Source organism: Pseudomonas sihuiensis (genome assembly GCF_900106015.1).
Taxonomy (GTDB): domain Bacteria; phylum Pseudomonadota; class Gammaproteobacteria; order Pseudomonadales; family Pseudomonadaceae; genus Aquipseudomonas; species Aquipseudomonas sihuiensis.
The window spans coordinates 2,089,688-2,110,790 of the sequence record NZ_LT629797.1 but is presented as its reverse complement, the minus strand read 5'-3'; the positions used below and the strand labels follow the sequence as shown (position 1 = coordinate 2,110,790).

Sequence of the window (21,103 nt, the reverse complement as noted above, 5' to 3'; positions counted from 1 at the left end):
GCGGTCAGACGGTTGTGGCTCGCTTTTGTAGCCGGATGCAATCCGGGAGCGGCATCGCCGGCATTTCTGAATTACATCCGAGCGACTTCGCTCAGGGCGACAGGGCGTCCAGCACCTGGCCGATGGCCGTTTCCAGCCCGGCTATGGGGGTGTCCTGGTTGTCTTCGATCAGCACCAGGCGGCTACCGCCATCGCTGATCGCCTTGGCCAGATCGGCTGGCGGCTGGCGCTGGACAAGCACGGCAGCGACGTCGTTGTCCCGCAGGTCGGCGCTCAGTTGCGCCAGGGTTTCTGCCGTCCATTCGGCGTCCTTCGCCACGCTCAGCTCGACAAGGTCGAGGTTGAGGCCGTCGATCAGGTAGTCGAAGTGATCCGACAGGCTGGCCACGCTGAGGTTGTCCAGTTCGGCCAGGCGGCTTTCGCTGGCGGCGCTGAGCTTGAGCAGGCGCTGCTTGAGCGTCGCCAGGTTGGCCTCGATCTGCGGCTTGGCCTCCGGCGCCAGGCGGCCCAGGTCGGCGGCGATCACATCGGCCATGCGCCCCAGGTTGTTGATGTTGAGCCAGGGTTGGCTGGCCAGGGCGTCACCGCCGTCGCTGCGTAGGGCGATGCCGGGCAGGGCGCCGTCCACCGGGCGCGCGCCGTCGACTTCGACGATGCGAATATTGCTGCGCCGTGCCAGCGGGTAGAGCGGGTCGTCCGGCCACAGCGAACGCAGGGCGATCACCGCGTCGGCGTCACGCGAAGCCTTCTCCAGTGCACCCGCGCCGCGGCCGGCGAAATACGAGAGCTGGCGGCTGGCCGGCAGGTTGGCCGGGGCGGCGCGTTGCAGCTGCACGGCGCTGCCGTCAAGCATGTTGGCGCCCAGACCATAGGTGATCGGCAGGCTGGCGAGAATGCGCACGGGCTGTGTTTCGGCGTGCAGCGGGCCGGCGAGCAGGGCGCAGGTGGCGAGGGCGAGGCTCAGGCGTTGCAGGTTCATCCCAGGTTCCCTTTCAGGCTAGGCAGTGTGCCGCGGGCGATGGCGGCGAGGGCGAAGGCGATGCCGGCGACCATGATGATCGCGGCGCCGGAGGGGACCGGCAGCTCCAGGGCGATCGGCAGGAAGATGCCGGCCAGGGTGCTGCACGTGGCGATCAGGACCGACAGCCAGAAGAAGCCTTTCAGCGATTGGCTGAGCAGCCGTGCGGCGGCCGCCGGGATCACCAGCAGGGCGCCGACCAGGATGGCGCCGATGACCTTGACCGCAGCCACGGTAACCAGCGACACCAGCATCACGAACAGGTAGTCCAGCGGCTTCACCGCGACGCCGCGCACGCTGGCCAGTTGCGGGTTGAAGCTGGCCAGCATGATGCGGTTGTACAGCGGCAGCGCCAGGCCCAGCACCAGCAGCGAGACCAGCGCCAGCACGGCGAGGTCCTGGGCGTTGACCGTCAGCACCGAGCCGAACAGCACGTTCTCCAGGATATGGATGTTGATCTTGCCGGCGAGCACCAGCAGCAGGCTGGCGCCGACCGCCAGCGACACCGAGAGGAACACGCCGATCAGGGTGTCCGGCGCCAGGCCGGTGCGGTTGCGCAGGTAGTTGAGCAGGATGCCGAACAGCAGGCAGTAGCCGAACAGGCTGCCGTAGGGGCCGGTGTAGGGTTCGCCGAGCAGGATGCCGATGGCCACGCCGGTCAGCGCGGCGTGGCCGACCGCCTCGGAGAAGAAGGCGAAGCGCTTGACCACCACCTGCGTGCCGAGACCGCCGAGCACCGGGCCGATCAACAGGCCGGCGAGCAGGGCATTGACCACGAAACCGTAGGCCAGAGCCTCGGGTAAATAGCCGGCGCTGGCCCAGGCCTGGATCGCCAGGCGGATGTCTTCGAAACTCATGACGAGGCCTCTTGCTGGCGCGGATGACTGGAGAACAGGTCGAGCAGACGGTCAGGGGTCAGCACCTGCTGTGGCGTATCGTCGAACAGCACGCGGCGGTTGAGCCCGGTGACGCGGTCGGCGAGGCGACCGACGGCCTGCAGGTCGTGCTCGATCCACAGCACCGTGGTGCCGGCCTGGCGCCAGTCGCGCAGCAGTTGCTCGAACACCTGCACGCCGGGCTCGTCCAGCGCCGACATTGGCTCGTCGAGCACCAGCAGCTGCGCCTCGGGCACCAGGCCCTGGGCCAGCAGCACGCGCTGGCGCTCGCCGCCGGACAGCGCGCCCATGCGCCGCTTGCGCTTGTCCAGCATGCCGACCCGTGCCAGCGCCTGTTCGATGGCCGGCGCGTGGCGTCGCGACAGGCCGAGGAAGGCCGGGCGACGCTGGCACATGGCGGCCATGAAATCATCCACCGTCATCGGTAGACCGCGATCGAATTCCAGCGCCTGCGGCACGTAACCGATGGTGCCGGGGCTGGCCGGCCAGTGCAGGCGTAGCTCGCCCTGGTGTGGCATCTGCCCGAGCAGGGTCTTGATCAGCGAGCTCTTGCCACCGCCGTTGGGGCCGACCAGGGCGTGCACGCTGCCGGCGCGCACCTGGAAGCTGACCTTGTCGAGAATCCGCGTGCGGCCGAGGTTGAGATCGATGCCGGTGAATTCGATGCCGGGGCCCTGCAGGCGCGACGGCGCGGTTTCGAGGGCGGTCATACGCCTTCGTCCTGAATGGCGCGTACCACGGTGTCGAGATTGCGGGCCATTTCCTCTTCGTATTTTCCGGCGGTGTACTCGCCATAGGAAATATGCGTCAGCGGGTAGATCTTCACGCCGGACTCACGATGGATGGTGTCGACGTAGCTGGAGGGGAAATCCATCTCGGAAAAGATCACCTGCACGTCCAGTTCCTTGAGCTGGTCGATGGTCTTCTTCAATTGGCTGGGGCTCGGCTCGATGCCGTGGGCCGGTTCGACCACTGCGGTGACTTCCAGGCCGAACTCGCGCAGCAGGTAGTCGTAGGCGGCATGGATGGTGGCCACGCGCAGCTCGCTGCCCTTGGCGTCGGTCAGCTTGCCCAGCGCCTCGGCGCGCAGGCCGCGCAGGCGCTTGCCGTAGGCACGGGCGTTCTGGCTGTAGAACTTGGCGTTGTCCGGGTCGAGCTTGCCGAGTTCGCGGGCGATGTTGTTGATCTGCGCGATGGAGGCGGTGATGGAGAGGAAGGTGTGCGGGTTGACCACCTTGCCGGCGCCGCGTGCGGCCTGGCCGGTGGCGGCGAGCAGGGGCACGCGGGCGTTGGCCTCGATCACGGGGACGTCGGGCTTCTCGCTGACGGCGATCATGCGGTCGGCGAAGTCGTCATGGCCGACGCCGTTGAGCACCACCACGTCGAGGTCGCCGATGCGCTTGATGTCCTCGGCGCGCGGCTCGTAGGCGTGCGGGTTGAAGCCAGCCGGGATCAGCGGCACCACGTCGGCGCGTTCGCCGACGATATTGCTGACGTAGCTGTAGTAGGGGTGCAGGGTAATGCCGATACGCAGGCGGTGGTTGTCGGCACTGGCGAGCACGGGGGCGAGGGCGGCGCCCAGGCTCAGCAGCAGGCTGGCCAGCAGGCGGCGGGAGACGAAGCGAGAGGGCATGGTGGGGTTCCCGATATTCAGTGGCGATGCTGGCGGGTGACGCCGGCGTCGTATTGGCTGGCGACCTGGCGCCAGCCGGCGGCGATCAGGGCATCGGCATGCAGGTTCTGTGGGGCAACGACATCGCTGGAGCGGTTGAGCCAGATGTCGGCATCCGCTGCGCTTGCCAGCAACAGGAAGGAGCCGGCGACGGCGCTGTCGCCGCTCAGACCCTGGTAGGCGTAGTCATCGCCGACATGCAGCAGCTGCCAGACGTGGTGGCCACGGGTGGCGGTGCTGGCGTCGTGGGTAAAAGGCGGAATGCCTTCTTCGGCCAGTTGCTGCGGCTCGGGCAAGGTCTGCTGTTCGTCCCGCAGCATCAGGATCTCGTCGAGGGCCACGACCAATTCGGTATGGATGCCTTGCTCGGCGGCGTTCAGGTCGCGGCGGGCATCGATCTGATGGGCGGCGACGCTTTCTTCCTCGTGGTTCTCGCTGCGCAGGCTGATGACTGTTGCGGCCAGTAGGATGATCGACAGGCTGAGGACGGCTACCCACAGGCTTTCATGCCCAGCGCCGGCCGGGCGTACCACTTGGGTGGTCATTGGCTGGCGATTTCCGTGTGGTCGATTTCCACGACGTGGCCGGGGCCGGCGTCGAACAGTACGTAGAACTCGCCATCCGGACGCTTGAAGCTGAGCCTGGAGTCCTCGCCGAGTTTGCCGGGCACCAGCACCTCTTCTTCGTAGCTGATCACGTCGAGGGTCACGCCGGGGGCGCCACTGCCGTCGGAGAAGCCGCCGGTGCAGATGATTTCGCCGGTGCCGTGCTCCTCGCATTCGCAGATCGGGTTGTGCGCGAGAGCCAGAGGGGACAGGCCGGTACAGAGCATCAGCAGACCGATGCGGGCGCTATGGATCATGGTTTGTCTCCTTGTTGTTTCAGCCAGGCGAGGGTGGCGGGCGAAGCCTCGGCCAGCGGGATGGATGCCTGATGTACTGTGCCGTCCCAGCCCTCGGCGGTGATCCACAACTCGGCGTCTGGCTTGGTGCGTGGCGGTATGGGAATGCTCGTACCCATGCGATAGGGGCTGCCGAAGAACAGTCCGCCGGCAGCGCGCAGGCTGCGCGGCTTGCCGATGCGCAGGTAGACCACCTTGACCTGGCTGATGCACGCCTGGCACAGCGCGGCGTTGAAACTCTTCATATAGCCGGCCGGACCTTCCAGTTGCGGCGGCTGATTGCGGAACTCGGCCAGGCGCAGGCTCCAGGGGCCGACCTGGACTTCGCCGAACTCACGCTCGCCGAGGCCGCTGGCGCCACGAAACAGCGCGACATCCTGGAAATACTTGGGCATGAAGCCCAGGGGGATCAGCACCAGCAGCACATTGAGGTGGAAGCGCCACCTGTACCAGAAACGGCCCAGAGCGGACGGGGCGGGGGCGATTGCGGCCTTGCTCATGGGCGGCTCTCCGAGATTTCACGGGTGGCGACGATCGGGGCCGGCTTGGTGGCGCGTGCCGGCCGCTTGACCGCAGCGACCGTGGCCTGGGCGGTGCGCTTGGTCCAGATCAGCAGGCCGCTGAGCACCATCATGCTCAGCAGCAGGCCGAAGACGAACCACAGCAGCTTGACCCACAGGCCACCGAAGTCGCCGGTGTGCAGCGGCCGCATGGACTCGGTGACGAACTCCAGGCCCGAGCGGTCGCTGAGCAGGCGGGTAGCGTCGATGTCGCCGTTGTAGGGGTTGATCGAGGCGGACTGGAACATCAGCGGATACCAACCGCGGCCCCAGACCGAATAATGGCCGTAGGCATAGCCCGGCAGGCTGACGAAACTTGGCTCCAGGCCCGGGATGACGTCGGTGGCCTTGAGCACGGCGGCGTCCAGGCTGATGCGCGGCACTTCGGCAGCGCTCGGCGCCAGCGGCACTTCCTCGCGCGCCACCACTGGCGGTACGCCTTCGGTGGAGATCGACACGTGGCTATCGCCGAGAATCGCCTGGATCAGGAACCAGATGCCGGTGATGGAAATGACCGCGATGAACCAGATCGACCAGATGCCGGAGAGGCGGTGGAAGTCGCCCCAGAAGATGCGTGCGCCCTGGCCTATGCGCAGGCGTGGGCTGAAGAAGCCCTTCCAGAACTTCTTGTAGACCACCAGGCCGGTGATCAGCGACAGCAGCATCGGCAGGCCCATCAGCGACACCAGGTACCAGCCCCAGCTGTAGCCGTTGGTGAACGGCACCAGCCACCAGCCATGCAGGGCGCGGGTGAACTGGCGGAAGTCGAACTCCGGGCTGACCCCCTGGATCGCCCCGCTATAGGGGTTGACGTACAGCAGCGGCGAGCTGCCGTCGGGATAGCTGACGCGCGCGGTGAGGGCGAAGTGATCTTCGTCCGGGCGGCCGATGGACTGCACGATCAGCTCGGGCTCGGCGCGATTGATCGCTTCCAGTACCTGGCCGAAGCTCAGGCGCTGCGCATCATCGGACGGCTTGCTGGCGCGTACGTCCGGGTTGGCCAGCCAGACGATCTCCTGGCTGACAGTGGCCAGGGTGCCGGTGACACAGATGATCAGCAGGAAGAACCAGACCGGTAGGGCCAGCCAGCTGTGGACGAGAAACCAGAGTCTGGAGCGGGATTTCTTGGACATGTTCGCGGGGTCGTTGGCGCGCGCGGTGGGCCGGCACGGAATGAAAGGAGTAAGAAGCGACCGCAAACGCGGATGAAAAGGATTCTAAGTTGCGAGAGCTTGACGATCAAGGTTGCCGTGCGATCAGCCCGCTCTGCGTTGCGCGCGGCGGTAGTCGCCGGGTGTTTGCCCGAGCCAGCGCTTGAAGGCGCGCTGGAAGGCTTCGGCCGAGGCGAAGCCGAGCAGGTAGGCGATCTCGCCGAAGGCCAGTTCGGTATCGCGGATATAGGCCGTGGCCAGGTCGCGGCGAGTGTCGTTGAGGATGGTGCGAAACTGCGTGCCTTCCTCGGCCAGCTTGCGCCGCAGCGTCCAGCTCGGCAGGTGCAGGCTGCGCGCCACTTCCTGCAGATCCGGCTCGTGGCCGTGCAACAGTGGGCCGAGCAGTTGGATGACCCGTTCGCGCAGGCTGCGTGTGCAGGTCAGCTGTTCCAGTTCGCGTTCGCACAGCTCCAGCAGGTGCCACCAGGTGCCTGGGCAATGTTGAGGGTTGCGCAGGGCCAGGGTTTCGCTGTTCAGGCGCAGGCGATTGGCGCCAGCACTGAACTCGACGGGGCAGCCGAACAGCGCTTCGTAGCGTTCGCCGTAGTCCGGTGCAGGAAATTCGATCTCGACCTTTTCCGCGGTGATGGATCGGTCGACCACCTGCCTCAGGTTGGTCTGCCAGCCGGCCAGCACCGAGTCCACCACGAAACGGTTGTAGGCGTTGTAGGGGCTGATGGAATAGAAATGCAGCCAGGCGCCGCGCGCATCCTCGCTGAAGCCCGAACGGCCGCGATAGTTGGCGGCGTACAACGGCTCGAAGCGGGTCAGGGTGCGTGCCGCTTCGCGCAGATCAGGCGCCTGCGCGGCGCAGATGCCGGCCAGGCCAACCTGGCTGAGGCGGCTGTGACGGCCCATTTCCAGGCCCAGAGCGGGGTTGTCGCACAGGGCGATGGCGCTATGGCCAAGGCGCATGAAGCGCGGGATCGACAGGCGTGCGCGCGGCTCGCTGAGCCGTGCGGCATCTAGGCCAAATTGCTCGAGCAGGGGTTCGGGGCGCTGACCCTGTTCGCGCAATGCGTCGGCCAGCGCCTGGGTGAAGCCGACGGAGAGATCGCCGAGGCGAACGCGTGATGCTTTTATAGCCATAGATTGATCAGTTGCGCGCCGCGCTCGCTGGCGCCTCGTTCGCTGCGTCCGGCATCGAAGGCGAGCGCCTGGGACTGACCGCTACGCTCCCACAATCGGCCGCGCAGATGGACTTTCACTCCCGCACGAATGCCGTGAGCCTGCAGCTGTTCGGTGAAATCGGCGTCGTCCGTCAGGCCATCCAGGTCGCTGGGCATGGCCAGCAGCTCTACTGCCTCGCCATCGATTGCCTTCGCCTGGAACTGTTCGATAGTGCCGCCTAGCAGTACGCCAAGCCGGCCTGCCGGGGTCTCCAGCACCTGCAGGGCTTCCGGCGCTCTGGTGGCGAGTGCGCCGGCACTGAAGGCGTGGCGTTGCGGCTGGCCCTGCGGGTTACCGGCCTGATCGAATACCAGGCTGACGTTGTACAGCGGCCCACGACCGACTTCGAGGCGGCCCCGTTCCACGCGGGGCTCGGGCAGAACGATGGACCCTGCAACCAGGGTGATCTGGTAATCACGGGCCAGATCGCCAAACAGCTGCTGATAGTCGCGCGCCATGGCCTTGGCCTTGGTACGCAACATGGCGTCGTCCAGGCGCGCGTCGCTTCCAGCACTGAACAGTGCGCCGAGAAAATCCAGTGGATTGCTCGCCGCCATCCAGTGCATGGCCTGACGGCGCTCGGTGGCGCGATAGAGCTCTTCCTTCTCGCCGACGGCGAGCAGCCAGGTGCCGATATGTTCGGGCAGCACGACGACGGTGCGTTCGTTGAGCATGCCTTGGTCACGGGCGTGATCCAGGTAGGCGGCCAGCTTCAGGCGCAGTCGCGCGAGGCTCTGGTAGTCGGCGGCGAACAGTTCCGGCTGGATGCCCAGCAGGTTGCCGCGTGTGCCGGGCTCACCAATATCGAGCGCGACCTGGCTGCGCAGGTCGGACAGGTAATGGCTGCTGGGGCGCTGCGCGATCCAGTGGGCGTAGCTGCCAAGACCGGTCAGCAGTGCGAGCGCGAGCAGAAGGGTGATCAGTAGGCGCATTGGTTTTTTCAGTTTGGTTGCGGTGCAGGTTAGGTCGGTCGAGCCGTGCTGCCAACCTCTATTGCTAGTTTTGATCATTATCTTGTTAGTTTTGATCATTGAGCATGGCTGGCAGCCTATTTATCGTCTGGCTCCATAACCGACCGCGTGACCATGAGACCGCGGCAATCCGTGAACTGCACCGCGATGTGGAGAATTCCATGACTGCTCGTTACCCGCACCTGCTGGCCCCGCTCGACCTCGGCTTCACCACGCTGAGCAACCGTACGCTGATGGGCTCCATGCACACTGGCCTGGAAGAGAAGCCGGGCGGCTTCGAGCGCATGGCGGCCTATTTCGCCGAGCGCGCCCGTGGCGGCGTCGGCCTGATGGTCACCGGCGGCATCGGCCCGAACGAGGAGGGCGGCGTGTATTCCGGCGCTGCCAAGCTGAGCACGGTGGAAGAGGCCGAGAAGCACAAGATCGTCACCCAGGCCGTGCACGAGGCGGGCGGCAAGATCTGCATGCAGATCCTGCACGCCGGGCGTTATGCCTATAGCCCCAAGTCCGTGGCGCCGAGCGCCATCCAGGCACCGATCAACCCGTTCAAGCCGCGCGAGCTGGACGAAGAGGGCATCGAGAAGCAGATCGCCGACTTCGTCAATTGCGCGGCGCTGGCCCAGCAGGCCGGTTATGACGGTGTCGAGGTGATGGGCTCGGAAGGTTATTTCATCAACCAGTTCCTGGTCGCCCACACCAACCATCGTACCGACCGCTGGGGCGGCAGCTACGAGAACCGCATGCGCCTGCCGGTGGAGATCGTCCGCCGCGTGCGCGAGGCGGTCGGCCCGAACTTCATCATCATCTATCGCCTGTCGATGCTCGATCTGGTCGAGGGTGGCAGCACCTGGGACGAGATCGTGCTGCTGGCCAAGGCCATCGAGCAGGCCGGCGCCACCCTGATCAACACCGGTATCGGCTGGCACGAGGCGCGTATCCCGACCATCGCCACCAAGGTGCCGCGTGCGGCCTTCACCAAGGTCACCGCCAAGCTCAAGGGTGAGGTGTCGATTCCGCTGATCACCACCAACCGCATCAACACCCCGGAAGTCGCCGAGCAGGTGCTGGCCGAGGGCGATGCCGACATGGTGTCGATGGCGCGCCCGTTCCTTGCCGACCCAGACTTCGTCAACAAGGCCGCCGAAGGCCGTAGCGATGAGATCAACACCTGCATCGGTTGTAACCAGGCCTGCCTGGATCACACTTTCGGCGGCAAGCTGACCAGTTGCCTGGTCAACCCGCGCGCCTGCCATGAGACCGAGCTGAACTACATCCCCACCGCCGCGGTGAAGAAGATCGCCGTGGTCGGTGCCGGCCCGGCTGGGCTGGCGGCTTCTACCGTCGCCGCCGAGCGCGGCCATGCTGTGACCCTGTTCGACGCGGCTGGCGAGATCGGTGGCCAGTTCAACGTGGCCAAGCGCGTGCCGGGCAAGGAAGAGTTCTTCGAGACCCTGCGCTACTTCAAGCGCAAGCTGGAAACCACTGGCGTCGACGTACGCCTGAACACCCGCGTGTCGGTGGACGATCTGCTCAAGGGGGGCTTCGACGAAATCATCCTGGCCACCGGTATTGCCCCGCGCACCCCGGATATTCCGGGTATCGAGCATGCCAAGGTGATCAGCTACCTGGACGCGATTCTCGAGCGCAAGCCGGTCGGGCATAAGGTCGCTGTCATCGGTGCCGGCGGTATCGGTTTCGACGTGTCCGAATTCATCACGCACCAAGGCAAGGCCACCAGCCTCGACCGTGACGAGTTCTGGAAAGAGTGGGGCATCGACACGGCGCTGGAAGCCCGTGGTGGCGTGGCGGGTGTCAAGGCGCATCCGCACCCGGCGGCGCGTCAGGTATTCCTGCTGCAGCGTAAGAAGTCCAAGGTCGGCGATGGCCTGGGCAAGACCACCGGCTGGATTCACCGCACCGGCCTGAAGAACAAGAACGTGCAGATGCTCAACAGCGTCGAGTACGTGCAGATCGACGATGCCGGCCTGCATATCCGCATTGCTGGTGGCGAGCAGCAGGTGCTGCCAGTCGATACCGTGATCGTTTGCGCTGGCCAGGACCCGCTGCGTGAGCTGCAGGAAGGTCTGGAAAATGCCGGCCAGCGTGTGCACCTGGTCGGCGGTGCGGATGTCGCCGCCGAGCTTGACGCCAAGCGGGCGATCAACCAGGGCTCGCGCCTGGCGGCCGAACTCTGATCGAACCGACGCCCCGCCTTGTGCGGGGCGTCTGCTTAGTGGCTGAGAATAACAAGGAGACGCCCATGTCGCTCGATGCTCAACTCAACCCATCCGCCGCAGCCAGCCTGGCACGCTGGCACCAGTTCGTCGCCGCCAAGGACCTGAGTGCCTTGCCCGAGTTGCTGCACCCTCAGGCGGTGTTCCGTTCGCCCATGGCGCACACCCCTTATCCGGGCGCGCAGGTGGTCAATCTGATCCTCAATACCGTGCTCAAGGTGTTCGAAGATTTTGCCTATCACCGCGAACTGGCTACTGCCGATGGCCTCAGTGTGGTGCTGGAGTTTTCCGCGAAGGTTGGCGGGCGCGAGTTGAAGGGCATCGACATGATTCGCTTCGACGAGTCGGGACGAATCGTCGAGTTCGAGGTGATGGTGCGCCCGATGAGCGGACTGCAGGCGCTCGGCGCGGAAATGGCGCAGCGCCTGGCACCCTTTCTCGCAGCCGCCAAGGGCTGAGGGGCGCTCTACTTGAGAACGCCCACCTCACGATAGAAGCGCTCGGCGCCGGGGTGCAGCGGAATCGGCAGACCACTGGTCGCCCGTTCCAGTCTGATGTCCCTGGCGGCTGGATGCGCTTCGGCCAGTCGGTCGAGGTTCTCGAAGAGCAACTTGGTCATCTGATAGGCCACGGCGTCGGAAACGCTGGTCTGACTGACCAGAACGTTGGTGATGGTCGCCGTCGTCACGTCGTTGGCCTGGCCCTTGTAGGTGCCGGCAGGAATGGTGCCCGACTGATAGGCGCTGCTGCCGATACGTGACACCACCTGCTCTGGGATGGCGACGAAGGTGATCGGCACGCGTTCGGCCAGGTCGCGAATCGCCGCCATACCCAGGCCGGCCGACTGCAGGGTGGCGTCCAGTTGGCCTTTCTCGATCAGTTCGACCGATTCGGCGTAGGGCTTGAATTCGACGTGGCCCATATCCGCGTAGCTGAGACCCGCGGCCTTGAAAATGGCCCTGGCGTTGAGCTCGGTACCCGAGCGCGGCGCCCCGACGGAAATACGTTTGCCGCGCAGATCCTCCAGGCTGGTGATCCCCGATGCCTTGCTGGCAACGATCTGGATGTAGTTCGGGTAGATCCCGGCGATAGCGCGCAGGCGATCACGCGGGGCTCTGAAGCCAGCTTCTTCATCGCCTTTCCAGGCATCGGCAACGGAGTCGCCCAGGGCGAAGGCCAACTGGCCACGGGCGATCTGCAGCAGGTTGAGGTTCTCCACCGAGGCCTTGGTAGCCCGCACGCTGGTGGTCGAGTCTGCGATACGCTCGCTGTAAAGCTCGGACAGGCTCATGCCCAGCGGGTAATAAACGCCACTGGTACCGCCGGTAAGGATGTTGATCGAGGTTGGGTTGGCGTGAGCGTTGGGGCTACTGGCCAAAATCGCGGCAGCGGCGAGCAGGCCAAGGCGCTTGGCTAAGTACATGAGAATTCTCCGTTGTTGTTATTTTTAGCTAAGGACGCGGCAGTGCTGTGCAGGCAGTCTTCTGGCGCCGGGATAGGCACTCGCGAAGCGGATTGAACGATGAGGGGTTGGCAGTGAAGTGATGGCGGAACATGGCTGACCTCTTGTCTTTTTTATCAGTCCGGCCGCGCGACAGGCGCGCGAGCTTGTAAGAGCCAGAGCAGGTCACGTGCCAGGTTGTCGGACCACCGCTCTAGAGCGGATGAGCCCAATGGCACTGGCTGGAATAGGCAAAATTCCGCTTGTGAGGCATGGGTGAAAAGCAAGAATCCGCCGATCGAGTTGTGCTTGGCAGGCTGTTAACCATCCAGGCGGACCGGACCGCTGGCAGCTTTCGTACTTTCCGGTCTTGTCACATTTTTGCGCTAAGCGGTGGTCTATTCGGCCTGGCTCGCAGAGTGAGTGCCAACCCAGTCACATTGCTGTGGTCGGGTTTTCCCCTAGACTTGCCTCAGATATCAAGGACGATATCAGTACCGGAGTATGCGCTGCTCCGGCACGCGACTATGCGCGCGCGTATTCCCGGTTGGTCCAGAGGGTCCTCAATGAGCATGCAGAACAAGCCGCAGATGGTGGAAGCCGTGATGTTCTTCAGTGAACGCGGTATCTGCAAACAGATGATGTTCCCTGAGTTCGAAGCCTTGCTCGATGGTGTGGTGAACATGCCCGAGTTCGCCGACGAACAGATGCGCGCGGTATTCGTGGTGATCAACCCGCGGCTGCTGGTGAGGGCGGCGGTATTCTTCTTTCTGGATTTCGACGAGGACGGTCGCCCCGACAAGGGTTGGAACATTCCTCTGCAACATCTGGCAGAACGTGCCGGCCGTGGCCCGGACCTCGGCGCCGGGCCGATTCGTCTGGCTTGTCGCAGTCAGTGCCCGGTGTCCTGGCACCAGATGCACCTGTGGGACCCCAGCCTGGCGCCGGGGCAAAACGATCTGGTTTTGCTGCGCGATGCAGTCAAACGTAACCAGCTAGGGCTCCTGATCGAGGACGACAGTGCCCAGTCGGTGGTTGCCGAGCGTTTGCAGGTAGCTTCCGAAGACAAATGGTATGCGCCGGATCCGGCCAAGGAAGTGGCCGAGCAACTGGCGCAGAAGATGGATCATGAACATCGCGCCAAGACCGCGCAGCTGATTCAGCAGCAGCGCCTGCGCATCACCAGCCTGACCCAGCAGCATGAAGACGAACTGGCCAAGTTCAAACTGGCCAGCGAGGAGCAGAGCAAGAATCTGCAGGCGCAGATCCATGGGCTGCATCAGGCGCTGCGCCAGCAGGAGGAGCTCAACGCCAACCTCAAGGCGCAACTGGCCGCCCAGGCCGAAAGTTTCCAGAGCAGCCGTGAGGAAATGACTCAACAACTGCGTGCCCTCGAGCGTCATGGTCGTACCGAGGGCGATATCCTGCGTGCGCAGTACGATGGTGAAATGCGCGCCAAGGTCGCTGCGGCTGTGGCGGAGTACAAGGAACAGATCGCCATACGCGACGTCGAACTGGCCTATCGCAACGAGCTGGATGCCCAGTTGCAAGCGGAAATCGAACGCCTCAAGCGTGAGCGCGATGCATTCGCCAGTCAGGGCGGTGACCAGGTGCTCGATCGTCTGGCCAAGCTTGGCGTGGTATTCGTGGTGTACCATCCCGGCGCCGGGCACCTGACCATTCCCCTGCAGGATGTCGCCCGCTATCAGGACAATCCCATGGCCTACGCCGCTGGCAAATGCTTCGTTTCCGAAGATCAGTATCGGCACTGGTTGGCGCATTATCAGCAGCCCAGCTGCGACGCATCCTTGCCCAGTGGGGAGCGCTGCGCCATTCCCATCGATCGCGTCGATACGCCCAGCCGTTTCACCCTGGGTGATTCGAACTGCTGCGCGCGGCACAAGGCGAGCAGTCGTCTGCGCACCGTCAGCTGACCTTGCCAATACGGATTCCCACCTGGCGCCCGCGGGCGCCGCTACAACCTCTGCAACTGGACTGGCTCGAGGCCGCCGGCGTCGAGCTCGCTTGCCTGCGCCTGGATCTTGTCGACCCACTGCTGTCCGGCAACAAGTGGTTCAAGCTCGCGCCCTATCTTGAGCAGGCCGCTGCGGCTGGTGCGCAGGGGGTGATCAGCCTGGGGGGAGCGCACTCCAATCATTTGCATGCGCTGGCCGCTGCGGGCCGGCGTTTCGGTTTCGCCTGCGTCGGTCTGTTGCGTGGTGAAGCGCAGCAGACCCCGACCGTCGATGATCTGCAGCGCATGGGCATGGCGCTGCACTGGCTGGGTTACAGCGGCTACCGTGCGCGGCATCAGCCGGACTTCTGGGCGCCCTGGCTCGCCCGCTATCCGGGTTTCCAGGTGATCAGCGAGGGCGGTCTGGGCCTTCACGGCGCTAGTGGCTGTAGCTGTCTGGTGGCGATGGCCGAAGCGCAGTTGGCCGATATCGGCTGGCCTGATTTCGATGCCTGGTGGCTGGCTACGGGGACCGGCACCACCCTGGCCGGTGTGCTGCTGGGTGATGTTCGGCGCTGCGTGTTCGGCGCGCAGGCGGTACCGAGCGACCACGGCGTCGCCACTCAGGTCGCCAGGCTGCTGGACGAGGCCGGGGCGTCGGAGCGACGCTGCCAACTGATCGACGCCGCGCGCGGCGGTTTTGCCCGGCTCGACGAGCCACTGCGCCAGTTCATCCTGGAGACTGAGCAGGCCAGCGGTGTGCCGCTGGAGCCTGTGTATACCGGCAAGGCGCTTATGGCGCTGCGCGATTTCTGCAAGCGCGGTCATCTTGCGCGCGGCAGTCGGCTGATATTCATTCATACTGGCGGCTTGCAAGGGCGTCGGGTGTTGATGGGCGCCAGCGCCGACTACACTCAGGTCTGACCAGCGGAGCCTGGAAATCCTCATGAGCGAACCCCTTACCCCCGAACAACTGCGCAGCCTGACGCCGCTCAACGTGCTTTCCGAGCAGCAGTGGCGCGAGTTGCGTAGCCAGCTGGTGCCGCAGCCTCTGTTGGCCGGGCAACTGCTGTTTCGTCGGGGGGATCAGGCGCGCCTGACCTGCTATCTGCTGGCCGGCGAGTTGCAGCTGCAGGATGCCGAGGGCAGAACGCAGAGGGTGCAGGCTGGTAGCGAGATCAGCTGCCACCCGTTGTCGCCCGGCCTGCCGCGGTTACATGACGCCCGCGCCGTGAGCGATGTCAGCGTGCTGATGATCGACAGTGCCACGCTCGATCGCCTGCTGACCTGGCGCTTGGCGCATCAGGACCTGTTGCTGGCGCTGCAGCAGAGTGGCGCCGATGTCGAGTGGCTGGAGCGGCTGTTGGAAAACCCGTTGTTTGCCAAGGTGCCGCCGGCCAACGTGCAGAACATGCTCGCTCGCTTGCAGAAGATCGAGCTGGCGGCTGGCAGCCAGATTATCGAAGAGGGTGCCACTGGCGATTGCTGCTATTTCCTGGAAAGCGGCCGCGCCGAGGTGATTCGGGGCGCTGGTAGCGAGCACCAGGTGCTGGCGGAGCTGGAGGTTGGCGCTTGTTTCGGCGAGGAGGCCCTGCTTGCCGACCGGCCGCGAAATGCCACGGTGACCATGGTCGAGGCCGGCAGTGTGTTGCGTCTGGATCGTCAGGATTTCTTTGCCCTGCTCAAGGCGCCCGTGGTGGCCGAGGTGTCGCTGGGCGAGGGCGCCAGGTTGCTGACGCAGGGCGCGCAGTGGCTCGACGTACGCCTGCTGGAAGAGTACGAAAAGGCGCATGCGCCGCAAGCGCTGCATATGCCGCTGCAGCTGTTGCGTCTGAAGGCGCGCCTGCTGGAGCGATCACGCACCTACCTGTGCTACTGCGACAGTGGCAAACGCAGCAGCGGCGCGGTGTTTCTGCTCTCGCAGCTGGGTTACAGCGTTTACGCCTTGCGCGGTGGCCTGGACGCCTTGCCGGCGGTGCAACGCGATGCGCTGCTCTGTGAGAGCGGCGCAGGGTATCTGGCCCGTTCCGGTGGGCGTACCGAACGTAGCCGTTGATCGGCGCAGGCTCTGGGGCAAGCGTAGCCCGGATGAAATCCGGGGATTGCAGACGCATGCGTCCCGGATTGCATCCGGGCTACGAGTGCGTCGGCCACTGATCATTGACCAGAAAGATCCGCTCCACCTCCCGCCAATCCCCGGCGTGATCCTCCTCCAGTCGTACCAGCAGTTGCGCCTGAGCCTCCGGGCGCAACGTGCTCAGCCATTGCTGGAGCATTTCATCAGACCAGACCCCGTCGGCATTCACCAGAGCCGGCGCTAGCCAGGCCAGTCGCGGTAGCGGCTGCCAGTGCGCGCCTGGCTTCGTCGCGGCGAAGTCATTCCAGTCGCGCTGGTACAGCCAGCGCCCCCGGCAGTGTTCGGACGTGGCGCCGTGAGGCGCGGGGGAGTCGTCGGGCCAGGGATAGAACAGGTAGCCGCCGAGCCAGAAGGCGGATCGGGTTTCGCCCAGTTGCAGGTCGTTCAGCGCTCCCCGTGCCTCGCTGCGCGAAGACAGGGGTAACTGGTGCTGCGCGAGGTGGCTCAGTTTCAGATCGAGCCGATCATGACTGCCCGGGCCTAGCCAGTCAGCGGCGTCGCTGCCGTCCGTGCCGAGATAGAACTTCACTGCCAATTCAAGATGGTGTTCGCCTTCTGCGTCGCGCAGCAGCAGGTCCAGTTCGCCCAGGGTCTGACCGTTCTGGCGGATCGGCAGGTTGGCGGCGACGACCTCGACATCCGGTGCCGCATGCAGGGCGAACTGCCACAAGCGTTCGTAATAGAGGCCAAGGCGGCGCACCGGTTTCGCGGCCAACCAGGCATGCAGGGCACCGGCATCGTTGTCCTGCTGCACGAGCCAGTCAGCCAGCCGCTGCGGTTGCCGCGTCCAGCAACTGGCCTGTAGCGGATGACGCTGGACTTTCGGGGTCTCACCCAGCATGGGTGGCGAGAACAGCGCCCAGGCCAGGTCACGCACAGCCGGGGTACGCAAGCCCAGCAGCAGATCGTGCAGCGAGTCGGGAGCAGTCATCACCCGAGCATAGCGCAGTAACAGTGCTGGTTTGCTGCCGCCCAGGCCTTTGGCCGATAATCTCTCTTCGTTTCTTATCTGTCTGGCAGGAGTCCCATGGAGCAATTTCGCAATGTCGGCATCATCGGGCGCCTGGGCAGCACGCGGGTGCTGGAAACCGTGCGGCGACTCAAGCGCTTTCTGATCGACCGTCACCTGCATGTGATCCTCGAGGACACCATCGCCGACGTGCTGCCGGGACACGGCCTGCAAACCTCCTCGCGCAAGATGCTTGGCGAGGTCTGCGACCTGGTAATCGTCGTCGGTGGCGACGGCAGCATGCTTGGCGCCGCCCGCGCCCTGGCGCGGCACAAGGTGCCGGTGCTGGGGATCAACCGTGGCAGCCTGGGTTTTCTCACCGATATTCGCCCTGACGAGCTGGAGCTCAAGGTGGCGCAGGTGCTCGAAGGCCAGTACCTGACCGAGAATCGCTTCTTGCTCGAGGCTGAGGTGCGTCGTCAGGGCGAGGCCATCGGCCAGGGCGACGCGCTCAACGACGTGGTGCTGCACCCCGGCAAGTCGACGCGGATGATCGAGTTCGAGCTGTATATCGACGGTCAGTTCGTCTGCAGCCAGAAGGCCGACGGCCTCATCGTCGCCACGCCCACGGGTTCTACCGCCTATGCGCTGTCTGCTGGCGGGCCGATCATGCATCCCAAGCTCGATGCCATCGTCGTGGTGCCGATGTACCCGCATACGCTGTCCAGCCGGCCCATCGTGGTCGACGGCAATAGCGAGCTGAAGGTGGTGGTGTCGGCGGACATGACCATCTATCCGCAGGTGTCCTGCGACGGCCAGAACCACTTCACCTGTGCCCCGGGCGACACCCTGCACGTGGCCAAGAAGGCGCAGAAGCTGCGTCTGATCCACCCGCTGGATCACAACTACTATGAGGTCTGCCGCACCAAGCTTGGATGGGGCAGCCGCCTGGGAGGGCAGGACTGAATGTCCCTCGACCCCCATCGTGGCTATGACCTGATCGGTGATATCCACGGGTGTGCGCAAACCCTCGAACGCTTGCTCGAACGGCTGGGCTACAGCCGCCAGGGTGGCGTGTGGTGCCATCCGACGCGCATGGTGATCTTCCTCGGTGACCTGGTCGACCGCGGCCCGGGCATTCGTGAAACCCTGCATCTGGTGCATGACATGGTTCGCGCCGGCCAGGCGCTGTGCATCATGGGCAATCACGAGTTCAATGCCTTGGGTTGGAGCACGCCGGCGCCGCCGGGTAGTGGCCGTCAGTACGTGCGCGAACACAGCCCGCGCCACCAGCGCCTGATGCGCGAGACATTGGCGCAGTTCGAGGATCATCCGCAGGAGTGGCGTGAGTTCCTGCGCTGGTTCTACGAGATGCCGCTGTTCATCGATGCCGGGCGCTTCCGCGTGGTGCACGCCTGCTGGGATGATGAGTTGATCACGCCGCTCAAGGCGCAATTCCCCGATGGCTGCATCGATGAACATTTTCTGCAGGCCTCGGCGGTGCCCGGCAGTTTCGCCAACATGGCGCTCGATCGCCTGTTGCGCGGGACCGACATGCGACTGCCGCATGGTCTGACCCTGACCAGCGGTGACGGCTTCACCCGCTCGTACTTCCGCACCAAGTTCTGGGAGGAGGACCCGAAGACTTATGGCGATATCGTCTTCCAGCCCGATGCCTTGCCGGAGCTGGCGGCGCAGACGCCGTTGACCGAACTGCAGAAGGACGAGCTGCTCAGGTACGGCGCGCATGAGCCGCTGCTGTTCGTCGGTCACTACTGGCGGCGTGGCAAGCCGGCGCCGATCAGGCCCAACCTGGCCTGCCTGGATTACAGCGCGGTGGTCGGTGGCCGCCTGGTGGCTTATCGTCTGGATCAGGAAACACGTCTGGACGCGGGTAAATTCGTCTGGGTCGATGTCGACCCTCAGGAGGCGCCGCGATGACGGCTGTGGTTGTGTTGCGCTTGCCGCTGGATCGCGATTTGAGCGGTTTCATCGCTCTGCTGCAGCGTTTGCGTGTGCCGCACCGGGTATCGGAAGAGGGCGGCGAGCAGGTGCTCTGGGTGCCGGGGCAGGAGCTTGCAGAGCAGGTGCGCGAGCTCTATGCGCGTCATCCGCAGGGCGATGATGCCGGAGAGCTGCCGCCAAGCGTCTCCCCTGTGCGCGAGAGTTTCGCCACTCAGCTAAGGAGCAGCCCGGTCACGGCGTTGATGTTGCTGACCACCTTCATCGTCTTTGCGGTGACCCTGGCGGGCGAGAACTTTTCCACCATTCGCTGGCTGAGTTTCGTCGATTTTCGCCTCGACGGTGAGCACATCTATCTGACCTATCTGGATGCCACCCTGGGCAGCGGTCAATGGTGGCGCCTGATCACGCCGATGCTGATCCACTTCGGTTGGTTGCACCTGGCGATGAACAGCCTGTGGTACTGGGAGCTGGGGCGGCGCATCGAATTTCGCCAGGGGGCCATCGGCCTGCTCGGGCTGACCCTGTTGTTCGGCCTGGCATCGAACTTCGCCCAATACTGGTGGGCCGGGCCGTCGTTGTTCGGCGGGTTGTCCGGCGTACTTTATGGTCTGCTCGGGCATTGCTGGATTTACCAGCGCCTGGCGCCCAACCCGGCGTATCGCCTTCCGCCCGGCGTGCTGGTGATGATGCTGGCCTGGCTGCTGATCTGCATGACCGGCATCTTCGAGTTGTTGCAGTTCGGCGCGATCGCCAACGCCGCGCACGTCGGCGGCTTGCTCACCGGCTGCCTGACCGGGCTGCTTGGCGGTATGCTGGCCCGACGTAGCGCTTGATTCGACTTTTTGACCTGTAGGGCGGGTGCAACCCGCCAGCTCGGCGTTTCGGCGGGTTTCACCCGCCCTATGATTCACTTGGAGAGCTGTATGTCGTCCTTTCTCGATGCGATTGAAAACATCACCCCGGAAATCTACGAGAGCCTCAAGCTGGCCGTGGAAATCGGCAAGTGGCCGGACGGCCGCAAGCTGACCCAGGAACAGAAAGAGCTGAGCCTGCAGGCGATGATCGCCTGGGAAATGCAGAACCTGCCGGAAGAAGAGCGCACCGGCTACATGGGCCCGCAGGAGTGCAGCAGCAAGTCCGAGCCGGTACCCAACCTGCTGTTCAAGTCCTCGGATACCCTGCACTGATGAGCGAGTTGGGACGTGGCTCGCTGAGCAAGATGAAGGCGCATCTGGATGCGCCGGTGCAATACGCCTTCCGTCTTGGCGACGAAGAAGTGCCGGTCAACCCGCTGGTGGGCAAGCACCTGCGCCTGGAATACCTCGGCGCCATCCATTGCACGCACTGCGGACGCAAGACCAAGACCAGCTTCAGCCAGGGCTACTGTTACCCCTGCATGCAGAAGCTGGCGCAATGCGACGTCTGCATCATGAGCCCGGAGAAGTGTCATTACGATGCAGGCACCTGCCGCGAGCCGAGCTGGGGCGAGCAATTCTGCATGACCGATCACATCGTCTACCTGGCCAACTCCAGTGGTGTGAAGGTCGGCATTACCCGCGCCAGTCAGGTGCCGACGCGCTGGATCGACCAGGGTGCGACCCAGGCGCTGCCCATCCTGCGCGTGGCCACCCGGCAGCAGTCCGGTTTCGTCGAGGACCTGTTGCGTAGCCAGGTGGCGGACAAGACCAACTGGCGCGCGCTGCTCAAGGGCGATGCCGTGCCGGTCGATCTGCTGGCGATTCGCGAGCAGTTGTTCGATAGCTGCGGTTCGGGCATCACCGGGCTGCAGCAGCGCTTCGGCCTGCAAGCCATTCAGCCGCTGAGCGCAGCCGAAGTGCTGGAGATTCGTTACCCCATCGAGGCCTATCCGGCCAAGATCAGCAGCTTCAATCTGGACAAGCAGCCCCTGGCCGAAGGTACTCTGCTCGGTATCAAGGGCCAGTACCTGATGTTCGACACCGGCGTGATCAATATCCGCAAGTACACCGCCTATCAGCTGGCCATCCACGAGATCGCCGCCTGAC

At 64.6% G+C, this 21,103-nt stretch carries 22 protein-coding genes; 10 read left to right on the top strand and 12 right to left on the bottom strand.

The window, feature by feature from the left end:
- Positions 1-91: 91 nt before the first annotated feature.
- From BLT86_RS09960 to BLT86_RS09915, 10 genes are all read right to left on the bottom strand, one after another.
- Complete coding sequence (locus tag BLT86_RS09960) at positions 92-979, bottom strand: metal ABC transporter solute-binding protein, Zn/Mn family (protein ID WP_055986573.1); 888 nt, start codon at positions 977-979, stop codon at positions 92-94.
- Positions 976-1,875, bottom strand: a complete 900-nt coding sequence (locus tag BLT86_RS09955) for a metal ABC transporter permease (RefSeq protein ID WP_055986569.1) — start codon at positions 1,873-1,875, stop codon at positions 976-978. Before BLT86_RS09955 ends, BLT86_RS09960 begins: the two co-directional genes overlap by 4 nt.
- Positions 1,872-2,624, bottom strand: a complete 753-nt coding sequence (locus BLT86_RS09950) for a metal ABC transporter ATP-binding protein (protein ID WP_055986566.1) — start codon at positions 2,622-2,624, stop codon at positions 1,872-1,874. The genes BLT86_RS09955 and BLT86_RS09950 overlap by 4 nt, the downstream gene beginning before the upstream one ends.
- Positions 2,621-3,547 carry a metal ABC transporter substrate-binding protein gene (locus BLT86_RS09945; protein WP_055986563.1) on the bottom strand — a complete coding sequence of 309 codons (927 nt, stop codon included), beginning with the start codon at positions 3,545-3,547 and terminating at the stop codon, positions 2,621-2,623. The genes BLT86_RS09950 and BLT86_RS09945 overlap by 4 nt, the downstream gene beginning before the upstream one ends.
- A 17-nt stretch (positions 3,548-3,564) precedes the next feature.
- On the bottom strand, positions 3,565-4,131 hold the full coding sequence (locus BLT86_RS09940) for a DUF6162 family protein (RefSeq protein WP_055986560.1): 567 nt from the start codon (positions 4,129-4,131) through the stop codon (positions 3,565-3,567).
- Positions 4,128-4,448: a hypothetical protein gene (locus BLT86_RS09935; protein ID WP_017679040.1), complete on the bottom strand. Its 321-nt coding sequence runs from the start codon at positions 4,446-4,448 to the stop codon at positions 4,128-4,130. The genes BLT86_RS09940 and BLT86_RS09935 overlap by 4 nt, the downstream gene beginning before the upstream one ends.
- On the bottom strand, positions 4,445-4,987 hold the full coding sequence (locus BLT86_RS09930; RefSeq protein ID WP_017679041.1) for a hypothetical protein: 543 nt from the start codon (positions 4,985-4,987) through the stop codon (positions 4,445-4,447). Before BLT86_RS09930 ends, BLT86_RS09935 begins: the two co-directional genes overlap by 4 nt.
- A complete protein-coding gene (locus tag BLT86_RS09925; RefSeq protein ID WP_017679042.1) occupies positions 4,984-6,180 on the bottom strand; it encodes a PepSY-associated TM helix domain-containing protein in 1,197 nt (398 codons plus the stop codon). Before BLT86_RS09925 ends, BLT86_RS09930 begins: the two co-directional genes overlap by 4 nt.
- A 123-nt stretch (positions 6,181-6,303) precedes the next feature.
- Complete coding sequence (locus BLT86_RS09920; protein WP_017679043.1) at positions 6,304-7,347, bottom strand: AraC family transcriptional regulator; 1,044 nt, start codon at positions 7,345-7,347, stop codon at positions 6,304-6,306.
- Positions 7,338-8,360 carry a carbon-nitrogen hydrolase family protein gene (locus tag BLT86_RS09915; RefSeq protein WP_017679044.1) on the bottom strand — a complete coding sequence of 341 codons (1,023 nt, stop codon included), beginning with the start codon at positions 8,358-8,360 and terminating at the stop codon, positions 7,338-7,340. The genes BLT86_RS09920 and BLT86_RS09915 overlap by 10 nt, the downstream gene beginning before the upstream one ends.
- Positions 8,361-8,560: 200 nt before the next feature.
- Here BLT86_RS09915 and BLT86_RS09910 point away from each other — a divergent pair, with 200 nt between their 5' ends.
- Entirely contained in the window at positions 8,561-10,594 is a 2,034-nt protein-coding gene (locus BLT86_RS09910; protein WP_026088778.1) for an NADPH-dependent 2,4-dienoyl-CoA reductase, read from the top strand.
- Positions 10,595-10,659: 65 nt separating this feature from the next.
- Positions 10,660-11,091: a nuclear transport factor 2 family protein gene (locus tag BLT86_RS09905; RefSeq protein WP_017679046.1), complete on the top strand. Its 432-nt coding sequence runs from the start codon at positions 10,660-10,662 to the stop codon at positions 11,089-11,091.
- A gap of 8 nt (positions 11,092-11,099) precedes the next feature.
- Here the strand turns inward: BLT86_RS09905 and BLT86_RS09900 are convergent, their stop codons facing one another.
- Positions 11,100-12,056: a TAXI family TRAP transporter solute-binding subunit gene (locus BLT86_RS09900; protein ID WP_017679047.1), complete on the bottom strand. Its 957-nt coding sequence runs from the start codon at positions 12,054-12,056 to the stop codon at positions 11,100-11,102.
- A gap of 584 nt (positions 12,057-12,640) precedes the next feature.
- Between BLT86_RS09900 and BLT86_RS09895 the strand changes: the two genes are divergently transcribed.
- The 3 genes from BLT86_RS09895 to BLT86_RS09885 are packed head-to-tail and all read left to right on the top strand — an operon-like array spanning position 12,641 to position 16,084.
- On the top strand, positions 12,641-14,008 hold the full coding sequence (locus BLT86_RS09895; RefSeq protein ID WP_017679048.1) for a hypothetical protein: 1,368 nt from the start codon (positions 12,641-12,643) through the stop codon (positions 14,006-14,008).
- Positions 14,009-14,010: 2 nt separating this feature from the next.
- Positions 14,011-14,952, top strand: a complete 942-nt coding sequence (locus BLT86_RS09890) for a 1-aminocyclopropane-1-carboxylate deaminase/D-cysteine desulfhydrase (RefSeq protein ID WP_017679049.1) — start codon at positions 14,011-14,013, stop codon at positions 14,950-14,952.
- A 22-nt stretch (positions 14,953-14,974) separates the two neighbouring features.
- On the top strand, positions 14,975-16,084 hold the full coding sequence (locus BLT86_RS09885) for a cyclic nucleotide-binding domain-containing protein (protein ID WP_017679050.1): 1,110 nt from the start codon (positions 14,975-14,977) through the stop codon (positions 16,082-16,084).
- A 79-nt stretch (positions 16,085-16,163) separates the two neighbouring features.
- Here BLT86_RS09885 and BLT86_RS09880 read toward each other — a convergent pair whose 3' ends face one another.
- Positions 16,164-17,096, bottom strand: coding sequence for a DUF1853 family protein (locus BLT86_RS09880; RefSeq protein ID WP_017679051.1), 933 nt, complete (start codon positions 17,094-17,096; stop codon positions 16,164-16,166).
- Between the two features lie 96 nt (positions 17,097-17,192).
- On the opposite strand from BLT86_RS09880, the gene BLT86_RS09875 reads away from it, so the two are divergent.
- From BLT86_RS09875 to BLT86_RS09855, 5 genes are all read left to right on the top strand, one after another.
- Positions 17,193-18,080, top strand: coding sequence for an NAD(+) kinase (locus BLT86_RS09875; RefSeq protein ID WP_017679052.1), 888 nt, complete (start codon positions 17,193-17,195; stop codon positions 18,078-18,080).
- Positions 18,081-19,055 carry a metallophosphoesterase gene (locus tag BLT86_RS09870; RefSeq protein ID WP_017679053.1) on the top strand — a complete coding sequence of 325 codons (975 nt, stop codon included), beginning with the start codon at positions 18,081-18,083 and terminating at the stop codon, positions 19,053-19,055.
- On the top strand, positions 19,052-19,912 hold the full coding sequence (locus BLT86_RS09865; protein ID WP_017679054.1) for a rhomboid family intramembrane serine protease: 861 nt from the start codon (positions 19,052-19,054) through the stop codon (positions 19,910-19,912). Before BLT86_RS09870 ends, BLT86_RS09865 begins: the two co-directional genes overlap by 4 nt.
- Positions 19,913-20,002: 90 nt before the next feature.
- Complete coding sequence (locus tag BLT86_RS09860) at positions 20,003-20,266, top strand: YeaC family protein (RefSeq protein WP_017679055.1); 264 nt, start codon at positions 20,003-20,005, stop codon at positions 20,264-20,266.
- Complete coding sequence (locus BLT86_RS09855; RefSeq protein WP_017679056.1) at positions 20,266-21,102, top strand: DUF2797 domain-containing protein; 837 nt, start codon at positions 20,266-20,268, stop codon at positions 21,100-21,102. The genes BLT86_RS09860 and BLT86_RS09855 overlap by 1 nt, the downstream gene beginning before the upstream one ends.
- The last annotated feature ends 1 nt before the right edge of the window (position 21,103 follow it).